The sequence below is a fragment of the Streptomyces sp. NPDC033131 genome (genome assembly GCF_055578365.1).
Window position 1 is genome coordinate 25,030 of the sequence record NZ_JBVIPA010000002.1, and the last position, 17,236, is coordinate 42,265.

The 17,236-nt window shown below is 70.2% G+C and carries 20 protein-coding genes; 10 read left to right on the plus strand and 10 right to left on the minus strand.

Annotated elements, in window-relative coordinates; translation table 11 throughout:
• Positions 1–294 precede the first annotated feature (294 nt).
• The 3 genes from ACZ5XS_RS03545 to ACZ5XS_RS03555 form a co-directional block, all read right to left on the minus strand.
• A complete protein-coding gene (locus ACZ5XS_RS03545; RefSeq protein WP_468647536.1) occupies positions 295–963 on the minus strand; it encodes a nucleotidyl transferase AbiEii/AbiGii toxin family protein in 669 nt (222 codons plus the stop codon).
• Between the two features lie 5 nt (positions 964–968).
• Entirely contained in the window at positions 969–1,361 is a 393-nt protein-coding gene (locus ACZ5XS_RS03550) for a hypothetical protein (protein ID WP_468647537.1), read from the minus strand.
• Positions 1,362–2,281: 920 nt separating this feature from the next.
• Positions 2,282–2,521 carry a hypothetical protein gene (locus ACZ5XS_RS03555; protein ID WP_468647538.1) on the minus strand — a complete coding sequence of 80 codons (240 nt, stop codon included), beginning with the start codon at positions 2,519–2,521 and terminating at the stop codon, positions 2,282–2,284.
• Between the two features lie 94 nt (positions 2,522–2,615).
• Between ACZ5XS_RS03555 and ACZ5XS_RS03560 the strand changes: the two genes are divergently transcribed.
• From ACZ5XS_RS03560 to ACZ5XS_RS03580, 5 genes are all read left to right on the plus strand, one after another.
• Positions 2,616–3,365: an SDR family oxidoreductase gene (locus ACZ5XS_RS03560; protein WP_468647539.1), complete on the plus strand. Its 750-nt coding sequence runs from the start codon at positions 2,616–2,618 to the stop codon at positions 3,363–3,365.
• Between the two features lie 508 nt (positions 3,366–3,873).
• Entirely contained in the window at positions 3,874–4,710 is an 837-nt protein-coding gene (locus tag ACZ5XS_RS03565; RefSeq protein ID WP_468647540.1) for a helix-turn-helix transcriptional regulator, read from the plus strand.
• Between the two features lie 246 nt (positions 4,711–4,956).
• Positions 4,957–5,550: a TetR/AcrR family transcriptional regulator gene (locus ACZ5XS_RS03570; RefSeq protein ID WP_468647541.1), complete on the plus strand. Its 594-nt coding sequence runs from the start codon at positions 4,957–4,959 to the stop codon at positions 5,548–5,550.
• Positions 5,551–5,664: 114 nt separating this feature from the next.
• Positions 5,665–6,402, plus strand: coding sequence for an NADPH-dependent F420 reductase (locus ACZ5XS_RS03575; protein WP_468647542.1), 738 nt, complete (start codon positions 5,665–5,667; stop codon positions 6,400–6,402).
• 206 nt (positions 6,403–6,608) lie between these two features.
• Positions 6,609–7,163 carry an NADPH-dependent F420 reductase gene (locus ACZ5XS_RS03580; protein WP_468647543.1) on the plus strand — a complete coding sequence of 185 codons (555 nt, stop codon included), beginning with the start codon at positions 6,609–6,611 and terminating at the stop codon, positions 7,161–7,163.
• A gap of 23 nt (positions 7,164–7,186) precedes the next feature.
• Here the strand turns inward: ACZ5XS_RS03580 and ACZ5XS_RS03585 are convergent, their stop codons facing one another.
• Positions 7,187–7,840: a TetR/AcrR family transcriptional regulator gene (locus ACZ5XS_RS03585; RefSeq protein WP_468647544.1), complete on the minus strand. Its 654-nt coding sequence runs from the start codon at positions 7,838–7,840 to the stop codon at positions 7,187–7,189.
• Positions 7,841–7,973: 133 nt separating this feature from the next.
• On the opposite strand from ACZ5XS_RS03585, the gene ACZ5XS_RS03590 reads away from it, so the two are divergent.
• The 3 genes from ACZ5XS_RS03590 to ACZ5XS_RS03600 all read left to right on the plus strand — a co-directional run bounded on the left by ACZ5XS_RS03590 (position 7,974) and on the right by ACZ5XS_RS03600 (position 10,576).
• A complete protein-coding gene (locus tag ACZ5XS_RS03590) occupies positions 7,974–8,726 on the plus strand; it encodes an NADPH-dependent F420 reductase (RefSeq protein ID WP_468647545.1) in 753 nt (250 codons plus the stop codon).
• Positions 8,727–9,103: 377 nt separating this feature from the next.
• Entirely contained in the window at positions 9,104–9,736 is a 633-nt protein-coding gene (locus ACZ5XS_RS03595; RefSeq protein WP_468647546.1) for a ScbR family autoregulator-binding transcription factor, read from the plus strand.
• Between the two features lie 63 nt (positions 9,737–9,799).
• Positions 9,800–10,576, plus strand: a complete 777-nt coding sequence (locus tag ACZ5XS_RS03600; RefSeq protein WP_468647547.1) for an SDR family oxidoreductase — start codon at positions 9,800–9,802, stop codon at positions 10,574–10,576.
• A gap of 73 nt (positions 10,577–10,649) precedes the next feature.
• On the opposite strand, the gene ACZ5XS_RS03605 is transcribed toward ACZ5XS_RS03600, so the two are convergent.
• Positions 10,650–11,315, minus strand: coding sequence for a ScbR family autoregulator-binding transcription factor (locus tag ACZ5XS_RS03605; RefSeq protein ID WP_468647548.1), 666 nt, complete (start codon positions 11,313–11,315; stop codon positions 10,650–10,652).
• Between the two features lie 221 nt (positions 11,316–11,536).
• Here ACZ5XS_RS03605 and ACZ5XS_RS03610 point away from each other — a divergent pair, with 221 nt between their 5' ends.
• Positions 11,537–12,496 (plus strand): ScbA/BarX family gamma-butyrolactone biosynthesis protein, encoded by a 960-nt coding sequence (locus tag ACZ5XS_RS03610; RefSeq protein ID WP_468647549.1) that lies wholly within the window; start codon positions 11,537–11,539, stop codon positions 12,494–12,496.
• A gap of 7 nt (positions 12,497–12,503) precedes the next feature.
• Positions 12,504–13,481, plus strand: a complete 978-nt coding sequence (locus ACZ5XS_RS03615; protein WP_468647550.1) for an NAD-dependent epimerase/dehydratase family protein — start codon at positions 12,504–12,506, stop codon at positions 13,479–13,481.
• Between the two features lie 45 nt (positions 13,482–13,526).
• Here the strand turns inward: ACZ5XS_RS03615 and ACZ5XS_RS03620 are convergent, their stop codons facing one another.
• The 5 genes from ACZ5XS_RS03620 to ACZ5XS_RS03640 all read right to left on the minus strand — a co-directional run bounded on the left by ACZ5XS_RS03620 (position 13,527) and on the right by ACZ5XS_RS03640 (position 17,182).
• Positions 13,527–14,279 (minus strand): 2OG-Fe(II) oxygenase, encoded by a 753-nt coding sequence (locus tag ACZ5XS_RS03620; protein ID WP_468647551.1) that lies wholly within the window; start codon positions 14,277–14,279, stop codon positions 13,527–13,529.
• Between the two features lie 105 nt (positions 14,280–14,384).
• Positions 14,385–14,930, minus strand: coding sequence for a methylated-DNA--[protein]-cysteine S-methyltransferase (locus tag ACZ5XS_RS03625; protein ID WP_468647552.1), 546 nt, complete (start codon positions 14,928–14,930; stop codon positions 14,385–14,387).
• A gap of 35 nt (positions 14,931–14,965) precedes the next feature.
• Positions 14,966–15,766, minus strand: coding sequence for an MGMT family protein (locus ACZ5XS_RS03630; protein WP_468647553.1), 801 nt, complete (start codon positions 15,764–15,766; stop codon positions 14,966–14,968).
• Positions 15,763–16,353, minus strand: coding sequence for an RNA polymerase sigma factor (locus tag ACZ5XS_RS03635; RefSeq protein ID WP_468647554.1), 591 nt, complete (start codon positions 16,351–16,353; stop codon positions 15,763–15,765). The genes ACZ5XS_RS03630 and ACZ5XS_RS03635 overlap by 4 nt, the downstream gene beginning before the upstream one ends.
• A 52-nt stretch (positions 16,354–16,405) precedes the next feature.
• On the minus strand, positions 16,406–17,182 hold the full coding sequence (locus ACZ5XS_RS03640; RefSeq protein WP_468647555.1) for an AfsR/SARP family transcriptional regulator: 777 nt from the start codon (positions 17,180–17,182) through the stop codon (positions 16,406–16,408).
• Positions 17,183–17,236: the final 54 nt, after the last annotated feature.

Sequence of the window (17,236 nt, forward strand, 5' to 3'; positions counted from 1 at the left end):
TCGCCTTGTCAATAGCCGACCAGACACGGCGAGGTACGCTCTGGCCCTTGCTAGGGTCGTCCCATGACGGGCCGCGCGTCCGGATGACGCCGGACACGGCGTACGTATCCCGGCGGCGCGCTGCCCTGTCCACGCCGCCTTCCCTACGGCCGAGGCTCTGGAGGCCAGGTTCGTAGGGCGCACGAGAGATGACCCCAGTTGGTCACCTGCCCGGATGGGACCGAAGCTTGCCCGGCGTGCTCGGTGTGACAAGCTCGCGACCTCGTTTGCAGCTGTGCTCTCGTCTGGACGGGATCAGTCGATGTCCGGATCACCGGCCTCTTCGTGGAGCCGGGTCGCGAGGTCGTCGGCCCACTCCAAGGCCCATGTGCGCAGAGCACTGATGGTGGCCTCGTCCAGGCCGTAGGCGGTGAAGGCTTCGTCGTCGGTCCACTCGGCGCCCGTGAGGTTCGACTGCAGGTCCTCGCGCTCGAAGCGGCCGCGGGCGTGGCGGCGGCCGAACTCCTCGAGCTCGGCATTGGTCCAGCGGCCGGAGGCCGCGAACACGTCGATCAGGTCACGGGGCGCTCCGCGGTCGGCGAGGGCGCGGACCTTGGTCCCGATCACATCCTCCTCAGCGAGGACGGGCCCGTACCGGCTCTGGGCGACCGGCCGCCAGAAGATCTCCTTGAGGATGTCGACCTCGCATTCCTGCCCGGAGGCCGGGTCGGTCACGGCGAAGCGGGCGGACAGCGGGGCGGTCTCCAGCGCGTGGACCTTCCAGCCGCGGGCTTCCAGGCCGGTGCGGAGCGTGGCGGCGATATCGGCCATGGGCGCCGGGTTCTCGGTGGCGACATCGAGGTCCTGGCTTGGGCGGTTCACGAGGCGGTGCGCCCGTACGGCATACCCGCCGGTGAGAACCAGGGGATACGGGGAACCGAGGGCGATCACATCCGCCAGGAGCCGTGTGTGCAGCTCCGGCATGTCCGTCACGCGGCCGCCCGGGTGCGGGAGGCGAGCTGAGGGAAGGCGTCTTCCCATACGGCGCGCACGGTACGGCCGACGAGTGTGCGCAGCACCGGCCACAGCCGGAGGAGTAGATCCTGGTTGAGGTACCGGGGCAAGTCGTCGCGCAGACCCTCGTGCAGGACGGTGCGGTACAGGCCCATACGCTGGCGCGGCTTGCTCATGTCGTACGAGGTCATCCCCGACCAGGCCATGTGCAGCGGCAGCTCCACGACCCCCTGGGTCGGGCCGTGCAACTCGTCCAGCGACTCCGGCAGCCGGAGCCGGAACTTCTCCCGGTACAGCGCGAGATCCTCGGCAACCGCGCCCGAGAGGTTGCTCGGCGTGGGTGTGGCGGACTGTGGGCTGGAGGGCATGACTCCATTATGGCGGTCCGAGAAGCCGTGCGGGTCATTGATGTGCTGTGTGCGAGCCTGCGTCGGGAGTGAGTGGGAGCGGGCTCGTGCAGGTGAGCTGGTCGTAGCAGCCCCGTCCGCCCGAAGAGGAGGGATGGACTGTTGGTCATGACGCTCATTTGACGCTCTGGGCGCCTGCACCCGGAACAGAGAGTCGATAATTCGGCTCTGACCTGGTCTTTTCTGTGATTCGCCCAGGCCGACATCTTTCCGATGACCGCGCATGTGGAGTGTGTGGCGATTCTCGAACCGGCTTCAAAGGCGCTCTGACCTGCGGTTTTCCTGGACTGCTCAGGTGCGTCGAGGTGTGCCCGACATATTCCCTCAGTCCATCGCGTGGAGTGCGTCGCAGGCTCGTGTCACATGCCTCACCTGCTGCTTCGAACAGCGGGGTGCGGGCGATGAACGCTCTGCCTCGGCTTCGTGAGGGGGCGGTGGGGGACGTGTCCTGACGCTCGTTCGACGCTGCTTCTGATGGGGCGTCACGAGGCTCGTTGCGCCTGAAACAGCAGCGAGGTCAATGATCGAACTCAGACTGCACGCGGGCTCAGGAGTTGGACGCCAGGCGCGGGCCGAGTCCGTACTGATCGGGCACGCCAAGGTGGCCCCGCAGTGTGCTGGTCTCGTAGTCGTCACGTGACCTCACGGTCAGCGGTCTCGACCCGCCTTGTCACATCGGTCGAGAAGCTTTCGGATTGCGACCCACAAAGCCCGCGGCTCTGGGGTCGGTCTGGAGCCTCGACCGCGCCTGCGGTGCCCTCGTGTACGGGCGCGGCGAGATGGTGAGTGACGTGCAGGCGCTCAGCGCAACGCGTGCCGTCGATGGCACGGTCGATGACAGCGGTGGCGACGGTGGCGCGGCGACTTTTACGGCTGCTGTCTCAGCACGCGCTCTTGGCGCCGTGCCGGTCGATCGACCAGGCGGTCTCGAGGACGAGCAGGCTCGCCTGCGCGAAGTCGCTGCGTGAGCGCGCGATGAGCTCCTGCACGGCGCCCTCGTCGGCGAGCGTGTCGACGCGATGCGCCTGCGCGACTGCTCGGCCGGCGGCCCCCGTCCAGCTTCTGCAGGACCCGGCCCGACGGCCGGCGTTCTCTTCACGAGGCAGAGACCGCCGATCCATGGACAAACCTTCCTCTCCCGCCCCTGCGCCGGCGCTCTTACGGTCGGGGCTGCGGGCGGTCACCGGCCCGCCGTACCGAAGGAGCAAGACCTCCATGAAGATGACCGGCAACACGATCCTGATCACCGGCGGCACCTCGGGCATCGGCCTCGGTCTGGCCCTGCGCCTGCACGAGGCCGGCAACAAGGTGATCGTCGCCGGACGGCGCAAGGAACTCCTCGACGAGATCACGGCCGAGCACCCGGGCATCGACGCGCTCGTCCTCGATGTCGCGGACCCCGACTCGATCGCCCGGGCCCGTGAGAGCGTGGCGGCGAGCCACCCGGGGCTGAACGTCCTGGTCAACAACGCCGGCATGCAGCTGCTGGAGAGCGTCCTCGACCCGGCCGGACTCCAGGTCGCCGAGGATCACGTCGCGGTCAATCTGCTGGGCGCGATCCGGATGACGTATGCCTTCCTGCCGCTGCTGGTGGGCAAGGGCGACGCGGCCGTCCTGAACGTCACCTCCGCGCTGGCGTTCGTCCCGTACCCGGTCACGCCGACCTACAGCGCGACCAAGGCCGCGCTGCACTCCTTCTCCGAGAGCCTGCGCATCCAGCTCGCCGGTGCCGACGCCGGCGTCCAGGTGATCGAGGTGGTTCCGCCGCCCGTGCGCACGACCCTGATGGGCCAGCAGGACAACGACCACGCCATGCCGTTGGACGACTTCCTCACCGAGGCCCTCGGCCTGCTGCGCGAGAAGCCCGATGCGAAGGAGCTCGTCGTCGAGCGCGCCAGGTTCCTCCGGGACGCGGTGGCCAACGGCTCCTACGACGACGTCCTCGCCATGCTCACCGGCAGCTGACCGACCTGTATTGACCGAGGCGGAACAACAGCACGCGGGCGGGCCCCGTGCCGGCCACATCATGGGCGAACGCGAGCTGGACCAGTCTCGGGGAGGTCCTCACCAAAGACGCGGAACGGTCAGGAAGCGCCTTCGGCTGCGCCCCGGCCGTCGCACTGGAGGCGACCGGCTCTTTCCTGAGCGCCGAGGGGCACGCGAGCGGCCGTCTGACACGGCGAACATCGTCGTTTCGGCCGGGCGACGAGGCCCGGGGCCGGTCAAAGCGTTGGGTGTCCTCGACGGGGACCGTCGCGGCGGCCCGTCTTCCATGCCGACGGCCTGCGGTGCACCGCGGACAGTCGGCGCATGTCCCAGCGGGTCATGCAGGTCCGGTGACCATCGGGTCTTCCGGCTGCGCGCGCCCTCGGCGTCGGCCGTACGAGCGGCTTCGCGCGAGCGGGAGAGGACTGCTCAGCCATGGATCGGCGGTCTCTGGATAGCCGGGCGGGATGCGGTGAGGATGGGGGGCATGGACAAGAAGGAACTGGCGGAATTCCTGCGGCACCGGCGTGAGATGTTGCGGCCCCGCGACGTCGGGCTGGTCGAGGGGCCGCGCAGGCGTACGCAGGGGCTGCGCCGCGAGGAGGTCGCGCAGCTCGCCGGCATGTCCACCGACTACTACGCCCGGCTGGAACAGCAGCGTGCTCCGCAGCCCTCCGTGCAGATCACCGAAGCTCTCGCCCGGGCGCTGCGGCTGACCCTGGACGAACGCGACCATCTCTTCGTCCTCATCGGCCACAACGCCCCGGCCCGCTTCCACCGCTCCGAACACGTCAGCCCGACGCTGATGCGGGTCCTGGACCGCCTGGACGACACCCCGGCCCTGGTAACGACCGACCTGGTCGACACCCTCGCCATGAACCCCCTGGCCGTCGCCCTGCTCGGCGACCAGACCCGCCACACCGGTCTGGCCAGCAGCGGCTACTACCGCTGGTTCATGGACCCGGCCGAACGTCTCGTGTATCCCGAGGAGACCCACGAAAGCCACGGCCGCGCCCAGGCAGCACGCCTGCGGGCCGCGCTGACTGCCGGCAGCGACACCCCCCGAGCCGCCCGGATCCTCGCCGAACTCCAGGAACACAGCCCCGAGTTCGTCCGCATGTGGGAACTGCAGGAGGTCGCCCGCTACGGCGACTGCAAGACCCTCCTGCATCCCGAACTCGGCCGCATCGACGTCGACGCCCAGCTCCTGTACACCGAGAACCGCGCCCAGACCCTGGTGGTGCTGACCACCCGCCCCGGCACGGAGAGCCACAGCAAACTCGAACTGCTCTCCGTCATAGGACACCAACAGCTCACCCCCTGACGTCCCGGACCGGGGACCGGGCCGGGCTCGCGCCCCAGGGGCCGGACAAGGGCACCCTGGAATGGTGCAGCCGGCACGGCTTCTGCCCCGCGCTCTGCCGCCAGACAGGTCGGCCCCCGCACTGTCCGGGCTCCCGTGGTCGGACCGCCGGTTTGACCGGATGCCGCCTCCGTTTTACTCTCGACTGCATGCGGAGGCAGCATCCGTTTCGATGCGGCCGCGGGATCACGGCAGACGGGAGGGCGCATGAGCGCCGGTGAGCAGCGGGGGCGTAAGCCCCGCGCGGACGTCCAGCGCAACCGCGCGGCCCTTCTGGAGACCGCGCAGCGGCACTTCCTGCGGCACGGGGTCGGCACCTCCCTGGAGGCGGTGGCCAAGGAGGCGGGCGTCGGGCCCGGCACCCTGTACCGGCACTTCCCGACCCGGGAGGCGCTGCTCGCGGCTGTGCTGCACACGCGCTCCGAGGAGCTGGTGGCCCGCCAGGCGGACATCGAGCGGCTCGGCGACCCGGCCGAGGCGCTGGAACAGTGGCTGCGCGCGATGGAGGAGTACTTCAGCGCCTTCAGCGGGCTGCCTGACCCGCTCATGGCCGCGGCCCGGGCACAGGAGCCGGACAACCCGCTCACCATCCCCTGCGGCATCCTCATCTCCGCCACCGATCAGTACGTGCGAGCCGCGCAGCTCGCGGGGCACGTGCGCACGTCGGTGCGGGGGAACGACCTGTTCCTCGCGGCCTGCTCCATTGCCTGGATCAAGGGCACCGGCACCGAGGAGGAGTCGCTCGACCGGCTCCGCACGCTCATCGCGAGCGGCTACCGCCAACAGGACACCCAGGCGTAAACCACCAGGCGCCCCGCCCCGCCTCCGCAACGCCAGGCGGCACCACCACCCGGCCATCACATCGCGCTGCCCTCAGGGGCGGCACAATCTCCACAATCTCCGAAGGAACAAATCATGAAAATTACTGTCATAGGAGCCGGTGCCATCGGCGGGAACCTTGCCGCCAAGCTCAGCGCGGCGGGTCACGACGTCCAGGTGGCCGACGCCCGCGGCCCCGAGGCCGTCCGGGCGGAGGTGCTGGAGTCCGGGGCCCGCGCGGTGGAGCTCGCCGACGCCGTTCAGGGCCGGGACGTCATCGTCCTGTCGATCCCGTTCGGGGTGGCGGGCCAGCTGGCGGACCTGTTCGCGTCGGTGCCCGACGAGACGGTGGTCATCGACACCTCGAACTACTACCCCGGCATGCTCAGCGAGCCGATCGAGGCGGTGGACAACGGCCAGGTGGAGAGCGTGTACACCGCCGAGCTGCTCGGCCGCCCCGTGGTCAAGGCGTGGAACGCCGCGCTGGCAGAAACCCAGCGGACCAAGGGTGTCCCGGCCGGAACGCCCGGCCGCCTCGCCATCCCTGTCGCCGGCGACTTCGAGGAGGCGCGGAAGGTGGCCATGAGCCTGGTGGACGACACCGGCTTCGACCCCTACGACGCCGGCACACTGGCCGACTCCTGGCGCCAGCAGCCCAACGGCCCCGCCTACTGCACCGAACTGACCCTCGACGAGCTGCCGGCGGCCCTGGCCGCGGCCGACCGCGCCAAGGACGCGGCCATCCGCGACAGCCTGCCGGAGCGCTTCGCCGCCCTCGGTGCCAACCCCACCGTCGACGACGTCGTCGAGATGAACCGCGCCGCCCACCGCTGAGCCACCCGACGCCGCTCTCGCCCACGCGACGGCACGAGGGCGGCAACGCCGGCACGCCGCGAACACACACGACGAACACGAAGAACGGCGCTCACGTCGGCAAGGCCGCCATTACTCACCCGCACCACCGCGTCCGCGGCCGGCCCGCAGCTCCAAGAACCCCGGTCACCGAAACCGGGGTTCCGTTCCGGACAAGGAGTTTCACCATGAAGATCGGCATTCTCGGCGCCGGGAACATCGGCAAGACGTTGACCAGGCGGTTGAGCGTGGCCGGGCACGAGGTAAAGGCGGCCAATTCGCGCGGCCCGGAGACGATCGAGGCGGACGTGCTGTCCTCGGGCGGACGCGCGGTGACCGCGGCGGAAGCCGTAGTGGACGTCGACGCCGTGATCCTCTCCATCCCCTTCGACCGCATTCCGCAGGTCGCACCACTGATAGCCAACGTGCCGGCCGACACGGTTGTCATCGACACGTCGAACTACATCCCGCATCGCGACAACGGAATCGCGGCGATCGAGGCCGGCCAGGCCGAGAGCGTGTGGGCTGCCCAGCAGCTGGGCCGGCCCATCGTCAAGGCGTGGAACTCGATCGGAGCCGAGTCGTTCGCGCACAGGAACAAGCCGGCGGGAAGTGCGGACCGCATCGCGCTCCCCGTCGCGGCCGACAGTCCGCGAGAGCGTGACCTGGCCATGGCACCCAGCTCCGGAGAGCGGAGGCCTGTAGGAGCCGGATTCGGTTGTGTCGGCAGCCCGCGTCGGTGACCTTCTGGCGCATGCCGGTCGGCCTACCGGACCGTCGGCAGCAAGGAGTCGTGGAAGAGTGCCGGGGGTAGGGGCCCGGTGCCGGTGGCGCACATGCCGTCGAAGGTGAGCCGCAGGTAGCGCCGCCAGGCCGACGGATCGGCAGCCAGCAGGGGTGCGGCGGTGTAGTAGACGCCGCAGATCAGCAGCATCACGTCCTGCCCGTTCAGGTCCGCACGGAGTGAGCCGTCGCGTTGCGCCCGCCGCGCCAGTGACTCGGCTGTGGCGATCAGCTGCTCCTGTCCGGCCTGTATCTCCGGGTGCCGGACATCCGACACCATGCGGAGTGCCTCCGCGAGCGCCCGGTTGTTTGCGTAGAGATCGACGCCCGCGCTCATGAACTGCAGCAGGGCGGCGTCGGCGTCGGCCTGCTCGGCCTGCCGGCGGCCCACTGTCACCAGCCCGTCGATTTCCTCGCAGATGATCGCGGCGAACAGGTCCTCCTTGGTGGGGAAATGCCGGAAGACGGTTCCCTTTCCGATACCCGCCCGTGCCGCGATCTGCGCGATGGACCCTTCCGCGCCGTGTTCGGCGAACACCTCCGCGGCAGCCTTCAGCAGCGCCTTGCGCGTCCGCACCGCGTCGGCTCTCATCCGTCGCGCGGGCGGCGCTGCAACGGCTTCTTCTTCAGTGCTCATGGGTCCACTCTACGCAACATGACCGAGCGGTCCGGTTAGGTGGTACGGTAGCTAAAGTGACCGGCCGGTCCGGTTACGGTTCGTAGCTGTGGCCCGTCCGGCATTTCCTCATCCCATGGGAGAACAGAGCACCATGAGCAAGACACTCGGCTTCATCGGCAGTGGCAACGTCGGCGGCATCCTGGCCCGCCTTGCTGTCGCCGCAGGCCTGGACGTCGTCCTGAGCAACTCCCGCGGCCCCGAGTCCCTCACCGGTCTCGTCGCCGAACTCGGCCCCCGCGCCCGGGCGGCCACTCCCGCCGAGGCCGCCGAGGCCGGGGACCTGGTAGTGGTGTCCATCCCGCTGAGCGCCTACGAGAAGATCCCGGCCCAGCCGCTGTCGGGCAAGATCGTGATCGACACGCTGAACTATTACCCGGAGCGCGACGGCCGCATCACCGAGCTGGACGCGAACGAGCTGACGACCAGCGAGCTGGTGCAGCGCCACCTGGCCGACTCCCGTGTGGTCAAGGCGGCCAGCAACATCGTCTCCAGCCAGTTGTTCAGCCTGGCCCGCCCCTCGGGTGCGCCGGACCGCAGTGCCATGCCGATCGCCGGCGACGATGCCGCCGCCAAGGCGGAGGTCGTGGAATTGCTCGACCTCCTCGGCTATGACGCGGTGGACATCGGCACGCTCGCCGACAGCTGGCGCAGCGAACCAGGCACGCCCGTCTACGGCAAGGCCTACTACGGGGAAGTGCCCAAGGACGTGAGCTTGGACAAGACGATGGAATGGATCTTCCAGGCCCCGGGCGTTGTGATACCTGCCGACCGCGTGAGGGAACTGACCGCCACGGTTGTCCGAGGCCCCGCGGGCGGCAGCTTCTCGGTCGACGCCTGGAGGTGAGTGGAGAGCATCGCGGAAGAAAAGGCGGAACCGGAACTCCTGACCGGGTCCGGACGCCGACCCACCGCGATGGTTCCGGCCGTCTCGGCCAGGCGGAGCGGGTGCGGCGGTCGTCCTCGGTGCGCGCGCAGCGACCGGGGCGAACAACTCGCCCCAGAGGCCTCGTGGGGACTTTCGTAAGCCAGTCGACCGGTTTTTCGGTTGACAAGTCGTTCGACCGGTTTCTAATCTGCTTCACAGGCGGGAGCCGCGCCCGGTCCGCCGAGTGCTGTGCAGACCGGGAGAGGCAGACGGGGACAGGCGGGACCGACGGTGCAGCCAGCGGGCGTATGGGGATACGTCTCGTCGGCCCGCTCTCTAGGTGGGGGGACCAACGGATGGCGAAGCAAGAGCGCTCGGAACGCACACTGGAGAAGTTGATCGTCTCGGCAGCCGAGCAGTTCGCGCTCCACGGCTTCGTCAAGGCGACGCTCGGTGATGTGAGTCGAGCGGCCGGCGTCACGAAGGGGGCGCTGTTCTTCCACTTCCCGACCAAGGACGATCTCGCGGCTGCCGTGCAGAGGCGGGGCCAGGACATCCTGGAGATGGTGATCGCGGACCTGTCCTGCGCCGAGGAGTCCTGCCTTCAGGTCGTCGTGAACGCCATGCACTCCCTGAGCCGTCTGCTGCGCTCGGACCCCTTCATCAGGGCCGGCGTGCGGATCGCGCGGGAGCGGACGGCCGGGGGTTCGGCCCCCATGGACTTCTACCCGCTGTGGCTGGGGCAGTTGGGGCAGGTGATCGAAGAGGCGCGCAAGAAAGGCGAGTTGGCCGCCGACGTCGCCGATGTGTCCGCGCGCACGCTGGTCACCGCCGTGGTCTGCGGCGTCGAGACACTGGCGTGGATGGGAGTGTCCGAGGACGAGAGCGACAAGTGGCTCGAATCCCTGTGGGAACTGGTGCTTCCGGCCATCGCGTCCGCGGACGGCCTCCGGCGCGTCAGGACCACGGCGCCCGCTGTCACGTCGTAAGTCACGGGCGGTGCTACAACTGCCACGGCCGGGATCCGGGGCAGATCTCAAGGGGGAGGAAACGTGAGCGCGTTGGCGGGGAAAACGGCACTGGTCACGGGAGCGAGCAGGGGGATAGGGCGGGGCATCGCGCGGAAGCTGGCGCAGGACGGCGCTGTGGTGGCGGTGCACTTCCGCGAGGACGAGAGCGCGGCCGAGGAAACCCTCAGAGCGATCCGGGACGGCGGCGGACGGGCTTTCGCGATTCGAGCGGACCTGGGCGCACCCGGGGGAGTGGAGAGTCTGTACGCCCAGTTCGACGCCGGAGCGGTACGGCACGGCACGGGCTCGGGCTCGGGCTCGGGCCTGGACGTACTCGTCAACAACGCGGGTGTCAGCGGGTCCGCCCGCATCGACGAGGTGACGCCGGAGCTCTTCGACCGGATCTTCGCAGTGAACACCAAGTCCCTGGTCTTCATGGCGCAGCGCGCGTTGAAGCGCATGCCGGACGGGGGCCGCATCATCAATGTCTCGTCGGCGGCGGCCCGCATCGCCTATCCGGAGTCCTGCGTCTACTCCATGAGCAAGGGGGCGGTCGACACCTTCACCCTGGCGCTGGCCAAGGAAGTCGGGGCGCGCGCCATCACGGTGAACTCCGTCCGGCCCGGATTCGTCGAGACGGACATGAACGCAGGGAAGCGGCGGACAAGGGAAGCGGCGGCGGAACTGGCGTCGTGGTCCGTCTTCGACCGGCTGGGACAGCCGTCCGATGTGGCCGACATCGTCGCCTTCCTGGCCTCCGAGTCGTCTCGGTGGATCACCGGCCAGTGCATCGACGCCTCGGGCGGATCCCGGCTGTGACGGTGCCCACGGAGTGGAAGGAACCGGTGCCGCCCCCCGCCCGCGGTCGGCACCCGGCAGCGCGGTCGGCACCTCAGTCCGCGGTCGCGCCGCCGTTGATCGCGGTCCACAGTTCCACGGATCCCGCGGGCGCGAACCGGGCGAGGCGGCGAGCCGGGACGATCCCGGGCAGCAGCCAGGTCCACATGTCCGCGACCCGGTCGTGCAGGTCCTCCCGGGAGGTACGCACCTGCGAGGTGATCTGCACGCCTGCGAACGCCCCCACGATGTAGGCCGACAGGTCGCCGATGTTGACCTCGGGCTTGACGTCCCCGGCGCCCTGGGCGTTCGCCACCATGTCGCGGACGGAATCGATCCACTGGTTGTAGGGCGTCGGATCGGGGGCCGCGAACGAGCCGAGCTCTATGACGAGCCGGATGCCGGCCCGCAACCGCGTGCTGGAGCGCAGGCCGTGGGCCATCCGGTGTGTCAGGTCGATGGCCCGCTGCAGGGCGCGGAGTTCGGATTCGGCGCCGTCGGGGAGCAGTTCGAACTGTTCCGCCACCAGTTCCCGGGCCAGCGCCTCCTTCGACTGGAAGTGGAAGTACATGGCTCCCTTTGTGACACCGGAGTGCTGGGCGATGTCGGTGAGGCTGGTACTGCCGAATCCCGCCGCGTCGAACGCGGTGGCCGCGCCGTCCAGGATCGCCTGCCGCGTGACCTCCGCCCGCTCCTGCCGTGTTCTGCTTCCCGTCGCCACAGTCGGTTCTCCGTCCCACCGCGGTGCGGAAGACGGTCTTCCGCCCGTCTGATGATCACCACGATCCATAGCGTGCAAACTCTTTCTGCACTTCAGGTGAAGAATACCATTCGACTAGTATTGTTTGACGCGGGGTCACCGATACTCGTAGTGCCTTCGATTCCCTATCGGCCCTTATCAGAGCGTGCTCGTCACTTCAGCTTCCATCGCCGGGAGACAAGATGAATGCCCTTCTGCAAGCCGACCGTCCGCTTTTCGAAGAAGCGCAGCAGTGCGGTCCCGAGCTGTTCGAACAGACCGTCCCGCGCAGCCTCGTGCACCGTGCCGCCGTGTCCGAGGTGTTGCTGACCGGGTGGCAGACCGTTCGTGACGAGCACCGCCTCGGTGCGCAGTGGTCCCGCACGCACAGCTACTACGGCTCGGTCGACGACCGCTGGCACGATCCGATGCTGTTCGCCGAAACGATTCGGCAGGCCTGCCTGCTGTTAGCCCACGAAGCTCTCGACGTTCCCATGGGCGTCGGCTTCCTCACCGAGTCCACCGCGTTCGAGGTCGCCGAGGAGCGGGTACGCCTCTCCCGGCCTGCCCGCCCTGCCCACGTGCTGCTCGACATGCGCCTCAGCCACATCAAGCGCCGTGCCGGGATGGTCAGCTGTTACGCCTACGACGTCGTCGCCCATCGTGACGGGGAGCGGCTCGGCAGCGGCCGGCTGAGGGGGAAGGTCACGTCACCGGCGGTCTACCGGCGGCTGCGCGGCGACCGGATCGACGCTCGCCCGCCGCACACCACGGTCGCCCCGGTCGACCCCCGGCTCGTGGGCCGGGACTGTGAGTCCGACGTCGTGCTGGGCGCATCAGCCGTCGCCGGTGCCCACCCGCTGCGGATCGTCGCCGAGCATCCGGTGCTCTTCGACCACCCGGTGGACCATGTGCCCGGCATGGTGCTCATGGAAGCGGCCCGGCAGGCGGGTCTGCTGGCGCTGGGCGCGCCCGGCGGACTGCTGGTCGCCTGCGAGGCGCAGTTCAGGCGCTACGTCGAGTTCGACATACCCTGCCTCGTGTCCGCGGACGAGCCGGAGCATGACGGCAGGGGACGCCACACCCTCACCGTCCGGTTCCTCCAGGACGGCAGCGAGGTCGGCACCTGCCGGGTCGGGATCCTCGCCGTAGCCGGGGAGTGAGCGGCGAATGACCGCACTGATCCCTGCAGCGCGCGCGACGGGCACCGTCCTGGTGGCGGGAGGCACCGGCTTCATCGGGGGCGCCGTGGTGCGCGCGCTGCGGTCCCGTGCCGAGCCGGCCGAAGCCCCGGAGGTGAGGGTGCTGTCGTCCCGGGGCGGACCGGCCGCTCACCCTTCCGGCGGGGTGCGGCACATCGGCGCCGATCTCACCCGGCCCGAGACGCTGCGCGGGGTGTGCGAGGGCGTCACGACGCTGGTGCACACCGCCTCCTATGTGGGACGCGATCCCGACCGCTGCCAGGCCGTCAACCACTTCGGTGCCCTGGCCCTGCTGGACGAGGCCCGGCGCGCCGGGGTCGCGCGCGTCATCTACATGAGCACCGCGTCCGTGTACGGAACCGGCCCGCACCGCGGGGCGAGCGAAGGCGAGCTCACACCACGCCCCGAGTCCCCGGCGAGTGAGTCCCGGCTGCGTGCCGAGTCCGCCGTCCTCGACGCCGGCGGCATCGTGCTGCGGCCGCACCTGGTCTACGGGGAGGGCGACCGCTGGGTGGTCCCGAACCTCGCCCGGATGCTGACGGCCGTCCCGGACTGGCCCGCGCAGACGAGGCCGCTCATGTCGCTGATCTCCGTACGGGACCTGGCGCGCTGCGTGGCGGCGCTCGCTTGCGACCTCGAGGCTGCGGAGGGTCCCGAGATCTACCATGCGGCCGATCCGCGTCCGCTGCCCGTCGGCCGGCTGCTGCTCGCTCTGCATCGTGTGCTGGGGCTGCCGTTGCCGCGGGGTGACATCTCCCCGGCTGAACACCGGTCCCGCCTCGGGCGTGCCCTGCCCTCGATCTCCGACCATCAGTACGCCCTCGTCACCCAGGACCACTGGTACGACGGACGCAAGCTGTGGGAGCGGTCCGGCGAGGCGCCCGGGCCCGGGTTCGAGGAGCAGTTCGCCGGATGCCGGGACTGGTACGCGCGGCATCCGGCCTGACTCCGGCCGGTGCCGGGTGGAAACCGCCCGGCACCGGCCTCCGCGTCACGGGGCGTCGTGGAAGATCACGCCGAGGACGTGCCGCTGTCCTTCGTGCACCGCGCTCACCCCGTGGCGCAGCATGAAACGGCTCCAGCCCCGCGCCGACGGGACCGGACGGTCGTGCACCGCGAAGATCAGTCCCTGCCCCTGGCCCGGGCGCTTCACCACCGGACGGGACTGGGCGCGCGGGCGCTGCTCGACGAAGACGCTCTCACCCCCGGTGAAGTCGACGTCGGGGCGGTCCAGCATCACCGCCACCTGCAGCGGGAACGTCAGCTCGCCGTAGACGTCCTGGTGCAGGCAGTTGTAGTCACCCGGGCCGTAGCGCAACAGCAGGGGCGTGGGCCGCAGCTGTCCGGCCGCGGCGCACGCCGCCGTCAGTTCCTCGTGGGTCCCGGGAAACCGGGGCCGGTCCAGGCGCTCCGCCCACTGGTTGGCGATCCGGGCCAGCGGCGGATACAGCCGCCTGCGCAGGGCGGTCACCACCGGAGGCAGGGGCGCGGCGAAATAGCGGTAGTGGCCACTGCCGAAGCGGTGGCGGCTCATGTCGACGGTGCTGCGGAACGCCTCGTCCCGGTCGAACAGCGCGCGGACCTCCTCGCATGCGCGCGGCGACAGCAAGGGCGGGGTGACGGCGACGCCCTCGGCGTCCAGCGCCGCGGTCACCGCGGGCCAGTCCAGTGCGTCGACGGCGGGCAGTTCCATCGTGTCGCCCGTACCGGCGTCGGGCGCGGTGGGGAGGCGGCCGTGGTCCATGCCCGGCAGGTGAGGGGTGTCGTAGCTGGTCAGTGTGGGCTCCGCGGTCGTGGGACGGAGGCGGGCGCCGGAGGCGGGGGAATGGTTGCTCCGGCGCCCGCCGGTTCAGAGGGAGGCCGCGGGCGTGCGCCCGGACTCCAGGTCAAGCAGGAACCGCTTGGCCACGACACCGCCCGCGTAGCCGGTCAGGCGACCGCCCGAGCCGACCACCCGGTGGCAGGGCAGCACCACGCACAGGGGGTTCGCGCCGAGTGCGGTGCCCACGGCCCGCGCGGCCCGCGGCCGTCCGAGCGCTGCGGCCAGCTCGGCGTAGGTGCCCGTCGCCCCGTACGGAAGGAGCTCGTCCAGCCGCTCCACGGTCGTGCGGCTGAACGGTGTGGCCAGGCGAAGATCCATCCGTACGGTGAACGCGCGGCTGCCGCCTTCGAGGTACGTGTCCAGCTGGCGGCCCGCCTCCTCGATGATCCGCTGCTGGGCGGGGGTGGCGGCGTCGGCGTCCACGGCGGTGAGGCCACCGCGCATGAGCCGGGCCACCGCCTGCTCGCGGTCGTCGAAGGCGCACAGCACCAGCGCGTCGTCGGTGGCCGCGAGGGTCAGGGGGCCCAGCGGGGTGCGGTGCGAGGTGAGTGCCGCGGTGGATGGGGTGGGCATAGGGACCTCTCTGTGGTGCTCTGTGGCGCGCCGGGTCAGACGGTGATGGGCCGGCAGCTCTTGCAGGCCCGGTAACCCGCCTCGCGGGCGTCCTGCGCGGTGCGGAAGTGCACCCGGTGCCCCGGAGTGATGCGGCGGGCGTGGGCGCAGGTCGGATGGCAGTAGATGAAGGTGGTGTCGCTGCCGAGGAACACCGCGCCGGCCCGGGACAGCTCCGCCACCCGGCGCATGTCGATGTGCTCGGCCCGGCGCAGTGCCTCGCCCGCCTTCGGCAGGTACGCGGCGTCGCACGGCGATCCGTTGTCGTGCGTGACCCGGTGGCACGGTATGAGCACCGCGACGGGATTGGCCGCCAGCGCGCGCAGGACGTCGGAGGCCGGGGGCGGAGCCTCGGGGTCGGCCTCGCGGGCGATCCAGCCGAGCGGCCGCAGCTGGCCCGCGGGGATGTTCCGCACGGCCTCCAGGATCGTGCGCTGTTCCTCCGGCAGGCCGGACAGGTCGATCGCCAGCCGGCGGGCCCGGCCGGTACGCAGCGCGGGGACGAGGCCGGGCAGCGGCCTGCCTCCCGAGATCGCCGAGCGGCCGGTGCGCGCGCGGTGCAGTTCCTCGAAGCCCGTCGCGGTCAGGCCTGCCGAGTCCAGGCAGGCACCCGTCACGGCCTGTGGGCTCGAGGCCACGAACAGCCCGCCCGCGGCCGTGTCGAGGCGTACGTACGTGTCGTAGCGGTCCTCGGAGATACCCACACGGCGCAGCGCGCGCAGCGCGAAGTCCTCCGGCGCACCGGTTGCGAGATCGGGCAGACGCCGCGTGACCGCGTCGCCGTCGCTTTCGTTCACATCGTCACCTCCTTCAGCGCCGTCGGTTCCGGCTCGAGCAGTCGCCGCAGGCCGGCCAGCCCGCGGGAGACCTGCGCCTTGGCGGTGCCGACCGCGCAGCCCTGCACCTCGGCCACCTCGCTGTAGCTCATCCCGACCACATGGTGAAGCACGACCGGTATGCGGTGGTGCTCGGGTAAGGCCGACAGTGCCGTGACCAGACGTGACCGGTCCTCCGCGGTCGCCGCGCGCTCCTCCGGACCGGGGCTGTGGTCCGGCCAGACATCCATGGTCTCCTCCACGGGCAGCCCGGCCGTGACCGGACGCCGTGTTCGCGTACGGACGTGATTGCGCCACACGTTCGCCGCGATGGTCATCAGCCACGCACGGGGACGCAGCTCACGGCGCCGTGCGGGGGCGTACCCCTGCAGGGCCGTGTAGGCGCGCAGAAACGTCTCCTGGCCCAGGTCGTCCGCCTCGGCGAAGGAGCCGGAGACCCGGTACAGGAACGCGTGCACCACCCCGGCGTGCACCCGGACCAGCTCGGTGAAGCCGGCTTCGAGGTGCGCCGCCAGGAGATCGGTCAGCTGCTCGGCCTTGTCGTCCATCACTGAAACAAACACCGTCCTGGGCCAGGGTGTTGCAGAGGCAGGGGAGCGGTCATCCGTGGACCGCCGGAGCGTCGAGCGCGGAGCTGCCGGTCAGGACCGCTTGGTACAGGCGCCGCATCCGGGGGACGGGCTCGATCCCCAGGGAGTCGCCGAGCGCCTGGCGCAGCCCGTGGAAGACGTCACCAGCGCGTTTGCGGTCGCCGGAGCGGTACAGCGCCACCATCAGCTGTGCGTGCACGTTCTCGTGGGTCGGGTGGCGCGCGGTCAGATCACTCAGCTCGTCGACCAGCTCTCGATGCTTGCCGAGCGCCAGATCGGCCTCGATGCGCTGTTCCAGTACCCCTTGGCGGGTCTCCGCCAGCTCCGCCAGGTGCGGTGAGCTGAGGGGGCCGGTGCGGACGTCCGACAGCGCGGGCCCGCGCCACTGCGCGAGGGCCAGGGTGAACATCTCCGACGCTGTGCGGTGGTCCCCGGCGGCGGCTGCCAGGCGTCCCCGCCGGGTCAGCTCCGTGAACCGGAAGCGGTCGAAGTCGGTCGTTTCGAGGGCGAGCTGATAGCCCTGGTTCCGGGTCAGGAGCAGATGGCTGCGGTCGCCGCGGGGGCCGCGCAGAGCCTGCCGTATGTGGAGCACGTAGGTCTGGAGCGTGGACATCGCGCTCTTGGGGGGAGTCGTGCCCCACAATTCGGTGATGCAGTCGCCGGCCCGGACCATCTGCGGCGTGTTCAGCATAAGGAACGCGAGGAGCTGGCGCGGTTTCGGTGCGCTCGGTACCAGGTCTACCTCAGCATCGGAAAGTAAGAGGGGGCCGAGAACACCCGATTTCATGTCGAATTCCTATCCCCGTAGTGTCTTAACACTTCGAACAGGCATCCCATTCCC